The sequence below is a fragment of the Streptococcus mitis genome, from assembly GCF_001579035.1.
Taxonomy (GTDB): Bacteria; Bacillota; Bacilli; order Lactobacillales; family Streptococcaceae; genus Streptococcus; species Streptococcus mitis_J.
Genome location: NZ_KQ970286.1, coordinates 214,765 through 217,839 on the forward strand (window position 1 = coordinate 214,765; position 3,075 = coordinate 217,839).

3 protein-coding genes and 1 pseudogene are annotated in these 3,075 nt (G+C 40.7%); all 4 read left to right on the forward strand.

Annotated elements, in window-relative coordinates; genetic code table 11:
* Positions 1-209, forward strand: a pseudogene (locus tag SMIDD26_RS03360) (TIGR00341 family protein); the annotation flags it as partial.
* Positions 210-375: 166 nt separating this feature from the next.
* The gene (topA, locus tag SMIDD26_RS03365) at positions 376-2,463 is read left to right on the forward strand and encodes a type I DNA topoisomerase (protein ID WP_061438922.1); all 2,088 of its coding nucleotides are present in this window, start codon (positions 376-378) and stop codon (positions 2,461-2,463) included.
* Between the two features lie 98 nt (positions 2,464-2,561).
* Positions 2,562-2,708 (forward strand): hypothetical protein, encoded by a 147-nt coding sequence (locus SMIDD26_RS12175; RefSeq protein ID WP_000693520.1) that lies wholly within the window; start codon positions 2,562-2,564, stop codon positions 2,706-2,708.
* Between the two features lie 12 nt (positions 2,709-2,720).
* The coding region (locus SMIDD26_RS03375) for a YbaN family protein (protein WP_061438924.1) at positions 2,721-3,075 on the forward strand (355 nt) is incomplete at its 3' end.

The window sequence follows — 3,075 nt, forward strand, 5'->3', positions numbered from 1 at the left end:
ATTTGACAGAAGAAGAGCTTGATATGATTTCCAGTAAGAGGGGGGACTATGGTTTAAGTGATGTTTCTGTTCAAGTTTCCCAATTGTCTGATTCGGAACAACTTAGCAAGGAAGAACTGGTAGAATATTTCTTCCAGTATATCAAGGATAAGGAAGCAAAAGAAAAGGAAAAAGCCAAGAAATTTGATACAGAGTCTGAGGAACAATAATTTCTTTAGAATAGCTGGTTTTTCTCGTGAGTCTTCTATGTATATCAAAGGGAGACTGAGGTCTTAAGCATAAAACTTTTCTTCTATTATAGTAGCTAAGTCTTGACAGGGTTCAAAAAATGGTTTACACTTTATAAAGTTTATTACTTTGAAAAGGTGTGATACTGTGGCTACGGCAACAAAAAAGAAAAAATCAACAGTTAAAAAAAATCTAGTAATCGTGGAGTCGCCTGCTAAGGCCAAGACGATTGAAAAATATCTAGGCAGAAACTACAAGGTTCTAGCCAGTGTCGGGCATATCCGTGATTTGAAGAAATCCAGTATGTCCGTCGATATTGAAAATGATTATGAACCGCAATATATCAATATCCGAGGAAAAGGTCCTCTTATCAATGACTTGAAAAAAGAAGCTAAAAAAGCTAATAAAGTCTTTCTGGCGAGTGACCCGGACCGTGAAGGAGAAGCGATTTCTTGGCATTTGGCCCATATTCTCAATTTGGATGAAAATGATGCCAACCGTGTGGTCTTCAATGAGATCACCAAGGATGCGGTCAAAAATGCTTTTAAAGAACCTCGCAAGATTGATATGAACTTGGTCGATGCCCAACAGGCTCGTCGTGTCCTAGACCGCTTGGTAGGCTATTCGATTTCGCCTATTTTGTGGAAAAAGGTCAAGAAGGGCTTGTCAGCAGGTCGCGTTCAGTCTATTGCGCTTAAGTTAATCATTGACCGTGAGAATGAAATCAATGCCTTTCAGCCAGAAGAATACTGGACAATTGATGCTGTCTTTAAAAAGGGAACCAAGCAATTTCAGGCTTCCTTCTATGGAGTGGATGGTAAAAAGCTGAAACTGACTAGTAATGACGAAGTCAAGGAAGTCTTATCTCGTCTGACTAGTAAAGACTTTTCAGTAGATCAGGTAGATAAGAAAGAGCGCAAACGCAATGCTCCTTTGCCTTATACCACTTCATCTATGCAGATGGATGCTGCCAATAAAATTAACTTCCGTACTCGAAAAACCATGATGGTTGCCCAACAGCTCTATGAAGGGATCAATATCGGTTCTGGTGTTCAAGGTTTGATTACCTATATGCGTACCGATTCGACTCGTATCAGTCCAGTAGCGCAAAATGAAGCTGCAAGTTTCATTACAGACCGTTTTGGTAGCAAGTATTCTAAGCATGGTAGCAAGGTCAAAAATGCTTCTGGAGCTCAGGATGCCCACGAAGCTATTCGTCCGTCTAGTGTCTTTAATACACCTGAAAGTATTGCTAAGTATCTGGACAAGGATCAGCTCAAGCTTTATACTCTTATCTGGAATCGTTTTGTGGCGAGCCAGATGACAGCTGCTGTCTTTGATACCATGGCTGTTAAATTGTCTCAAAATGGGGTTCAATTTGCTGCCAATGGTAGTCAGGTTAAGTTTGATGGTTATCTTGCCATTTATAATGATTCTGATAAGAATAAGATGTTACCAGATATGGCTGTTGGAGATGTGGTCAAACAGGTCAATAGCAAACCAGAGCAACATTTCACTCAACCGCCTGCTCGCTATTCTGAAGCGACACTGATCAAGACCTTGGAGGAAAATGGGGTTGGACGTCCGTCAACCTACGCACCGACCATTGAAACTATTCAGAAACGTTATTATGTTCGCCTTGCAGCCAAACGTTTTGAACCGACAGAGTTGGGAGAAATTGTTAACAAGCTCATCGTTGAATATTTCCCAGATATCGTAAACGTGACCTTCACAGCTGAAATGGAAGGTAAACTGGATGATGTCGAGGTCGGAAAAGAGCAGTGGCAACGGGTCATTGATGCCTTTTACAAACCATTCTCTAAAGAAGTCGCTAAGGCTGAAGAAGAAATGGAGAAAATCCAAATCAAGGATGAACCAGCTGGATTTGATTGTGAAGTGTGTGGCAGTCCAATGGTCATTAAACTTGGTCGTTTTGGTAAGTTCTACGCTTGTAGCAATTTCCCAGATTGCCGTCATACCCAAGCAATCGTGAAAGAGATTGGTGTAGAGTGTCCAAGTTGTCATCAGGGACAAATCATTGAGCGAAAAACCAAACGCAATCGCCTTTTCTATGGTTGCAATCGCTATCCAGACTGTGAATTTACATCTTGGGACAAGCCTGTTGGTCGTGACTGTCCAAAATGTGGCAACTTCCTCATGGAGAAAAAAGTCCGTGGTGGTGGCAAGCAGGTTGTATGTAGTAATGGCGACTACGAAGAGGAAAAGATTAAATAAGAGGAGAGTCCTGAAAGTTAATTTCAGGCTCTTTTTGGTTGGAACTTGACAAAATTCATTATTGTATGCGAAACTAGAAGAAGATTATTTTATACTCAATGAAAATCAAAGAGCAAACTAGGAAACTAACCGCAGGTTGCTCAAAGCACTGCTTTGAGGTTGCAGATAAGACTGACGAAGTCAGGAACCATACCTACGTCAAGGCGACGTTGACGCGGTTTGAAGAGATTTTCGAAGAGTATTAACTAGGAGTAGTTATGCGTATTATCTATCTAATTATTGGTTTTTTATCACTAGCCTTGGCTATTGTTGGGGTTGTCTTACCCTTGTTGCCGACAACGCCTTTCCTTTTGTTGTCTATTGCTTGTTTCTCCAGAAGTTCCAAGCGCTTCGAAGATTGGCTTTATCATACCAAGCTCTATCAAGCATATGTAGCTGATTTTCGAGAAACAAAGTCTATTGCGCGTGAACGTAAGAAAAAAATCATCGTATCTATCTATATCTTGATGGGGATTTCTATTTATTTTGCCCCTCTTTTACCGGTCAAAATTGGTCTGGGAGCTTTGACCATCTTTATCACCTATTATCTCTTCAAGGTCATTCCGGACAAAG